Source organism: Nitrospira sp. BLG_2, from assembly GCF_049222245.1.
Map to the genome: position 1 here is coordinate 1 of NZ_JBLYIG010000688.1, position 2861 is coordinate 2861.

The 2861-nt window shown below is 53.3% G+C and carries 3 protein-coding genes and 1 tRNA gene; 1 reads left to right on the top strand and 3 read right to left on the bottom strand.

The annotated features are described in order from the left end of the window. The 3 genes from ACOSYY_RS18210 to ACOSYY_RS18220 all read right to left on the bottom strand — a co-directional run. Nucleotides 1-1352, bottom strand: a 1352-nt coding sequence (locus ACOSYY_RS18210; protein WP_421664268.1) for a glutamine--tRNA ligase/YqeY domain fusion protein, incomplete at its 3' end; no start/stop codon positions are given. Between the two features lie 95 nt (nucleotides 1353-1447). Continuing rightward, nucleotides 1448-1879: a DUF6941 family protein gene (locus ACOSYY_RS18215; protein WP_421664269.1), complete on the bottom strand. Its 432-nt coding sequence runs from the start codon at nucleotides 1877-1879 to the stop codon at nucleotides 1448-1450. 132 nt (nucleotides 1880-2011) lie between these two features. Next, the gene (locus tag ACOSYY_RS18220) at nucleotides 2012-2545 is read right to left on the bottom strand and encodes a hypothetical protein (RefSeq protein ID WP_421664270.1); all 534 of its coding nucleotides are present in this window, start codon (nucleotides 2543-2545) and stop codon (nucleotides 2012-2014) included. Between the two features lie 238 nt (nucleotides 2546-2783). Between ACOSYY_RS18220 and ACOSYY_RS18225 the strand changes: the two genes are divergently transcribed. Then, nucleotides 2784-2861, top strand: a tRNA-Glu gene (locus tag ACOSYY_RS18225).

Consider the following 2861-nt stretch of genomic DNA (forward strand, 5'->3'; position numbering starts at 1 on the left):
GATCCGCTCTTAGTCTCGGGGTCGTATGTGCAATGGAGTTCGACGACTTCACCGGTCTGGGGGTCCTTTGTCGCGCTCACACATTTGATGATGTACCCGTAGCGCAGCCGGACTTCCCGGCCAGGCGCCAGGCGGTAAAACTGTTTCGGTGGGTCTTGCATGAAATCATCCTGCTCGATGTACAGTATCCTCGAGAAGGGAACCTTTCTCGTTCCCGCGGAAACATCCTCGGGATTATTCACGGCGTCGAGTTCCTCGACGACACCTTCCGGATAGTTGTCGAGTACGACTTTCAACGGTCGGAGCACCGCCATCACGCGTGGTGACCGCTTGTTCAAGTCCTCTCGGATGAAGTGCTCGAGCAGTTGCATCTCGACAATTGCATCGCGCTTCGCGACGCCGATATGTTCACAAAAGGCACGAATCGCTTCAGGAGTCACCCCTCGGCGACGGAGGCCTTTCAAGGTGGGAAGGCGCGGATCATCCCAGCCCGCCACGAATTCCTTATCGACCAGTTCGAGAAGCTTGCGCTTACTCATCACAGTGGAGGTCAGATTCAGTCGGGCGAATTCGATTTGCTGCGGACGATGCGGAGTGCCCGCTTCGGCAACGACCCAATCGTAAAGGGGACGATGATCCTCAAACTCCAGTGTGCAGATGGAGTGGGTAATTCCTTCAATGGCATCCGACAGCGGATGCGCAAAGTCATACGAGGGATAGATGCACCATGCGGTTCCTGTCCGATAGTGGGTGGCATGCCGGATCCGATAGAGGATCGGATCCCGCAGATTGATGTTTGGGGAGCCCATATCGATTTTGGCCCGTAGGACATGGGCTCCGTCGGCAAATTCTCCGGCTCGCATGCGGGCAAAGAGAGCCGCATTCTCCTCGGCGGATCGAATTCGATACGGACTGTCACGGCCCGGGGCGGTGAGCGTGCCGCGGTATTCTCGAATTTGATCCGCCGTCAGACTGTCGACGTAAGCTTTGCCGTCCTTAATCAAAACAATGGCGAAGGCATAGAGCTGTTCGAAATAGTCCGATGCATAGAACATCTTGTCGTGCCAATCAAATCCCAACCACCGGACGTCTTCCTGTATGGCTTGAACGTACTCGGGGTCTTCGGTAGTGGGGTTCGTGTCGTCGAATCTCAGGTGGCAGACTCCTCCGGAAGCCTCCTGCGCAATCCCAAAATTAAGCACGATGGACTTGGCGTGACCGATGTGGAGATATCCATTGGGCTCAGGAGGAAATCGTGTGACGACTCGTCCGCCATGCTTGCCTGCGGCGCGGTCGGCTGCCACGAGATCCCGAATAAAATTCGAGGAGGTTGAAGGCTCCGGGGTGCTCATGAAGTCTTGTATGAATGTATCGGCATGGTCATGTGTAAGCGATAGCCAGCTTAGAGTTCTACCATAGACAGGCCGACGGGAGGAATGGGGAACCGCTATGCAGAGGGCTCGGTGGCAGAAGTGTCCGATCTTGGAGCCGGCATGACGTTGAAATCCTTTTGGGCGATGAGATGGCCTTCCATGCGTAGTCGGAATTCATACCGACCGGGTGCGGGAAAGATTAACAGGGGAATATTGATCCCAAAATCTGAAATCTGAAGGCGATCGCCGATCTCGATGTTGGGAAGTGTGGCCCGGCAGACCAATTGTTCAGTGTTGAGGTAGATCAAGTCAATATCAAAATGGTACAGACCTTCTGTATCGGTGAGGCAGAAGTAGAGGCCCATCTGCTGATGTTGGAACGGAAATGAAGCGGCCTGCAGATGGGTGAAGATCCCGATCAGGCTTTTCTTTTTCGTGAGGCTGTCTTCGATCACTTGGTCGCAGACAAGGAATGCTTGGACGGTAGGTTTTGGTATCTCGGTCATAGGTGCCATTCTAGAGAAAGGAGGGATAAGGGTAAAACGGTTCTCGCTTTTCAGCAGAGATGAGGAAGGCGCATCGTCTTCTCTGGGAAGATGGAATTTAGAAGTGGAAGAGTGTGCGGAAGACGAACATGATCAATCGAGAATGGCCGGGCCGCCTCGAGCTTCCACGATGTTTCCGAACAGCGTCATGCCTGAGCCGATCCGGCAGTAGTGTGGAGTGATCTCTACCAGCATCCCCTTGTGCGAGTACAGCCGCCCACAGAAAATGTCGACTCTGTACTCCGATGCCATTCGTGCTTCGAGCACGACATGACTCGACTGCAGATCCGTCACAAGAACAGAAGAAGCATCAACCTGCGAAGAGCGTTGACCGATCGGAATATCAACAGTAAATCGTCCGCTACCGTTCAATGTGAAAACGTTTCTACGCAGATGCGCGATACGGACGCTTTCTTCGTCATAAAGATCAAGGGTGACGAGAAGCAGCCCATGTTCCGGTTTTACCTCAATGACGAGTTGCTCTTTCCCATGAATCCTGACGACACCGTTGGTGCTTCGGAAAATATTGGATCCGATACGAAGTTCGAGTCCTGGTTTGGGAAGCACTCCAACCGGAGCTGTATAACCAAGAGATTCGATCCTACGGAACGCCGTCGGATCATCCATAAGCAAGCGCCTCTTCTACATCCTTTGGAGGTTCACAAATCTCACACGGAACTCTATCAAAACATAAGCGAAACTAGGCTTTCTGGTCTGTTCTGTCAAGAGCGACTGAAGCACGAATCATCAGGAATATGGCTCCCTGCAAATGGCCCAAAGAAGGGAATCTCTTCCAAAGCAGCAGCGCTTCGTTGCAAACGGAAAACCGCTTATGCTACGGTCCACTCTTTAGACCGTTCTGGATGGTCCCATCGTCTAGCCTGGCCTAGGACGGAGCCCTCTCAAGGCTTAAACACGGGTTCGAATCCCGTTGGGACCACCA

Excerpts from the sequence above, each read along its gene's own strand:
- ACOSYY_RS18215 (WP_421664269.1), bottom strand. The coding sequence starts at position 1,879 with ATGACCGAGATACCAAAACCTACCGTCCAAGCATTCCTTGTCTGCGAC.
- ACOSYY_RS18220 (WP_421664270.1), bottom strand. The coding sequence starts at position 2,545 with ATGGATGATCCGACGGCGTTCCGTAGGATCGAATCTCTTGGTTATACA.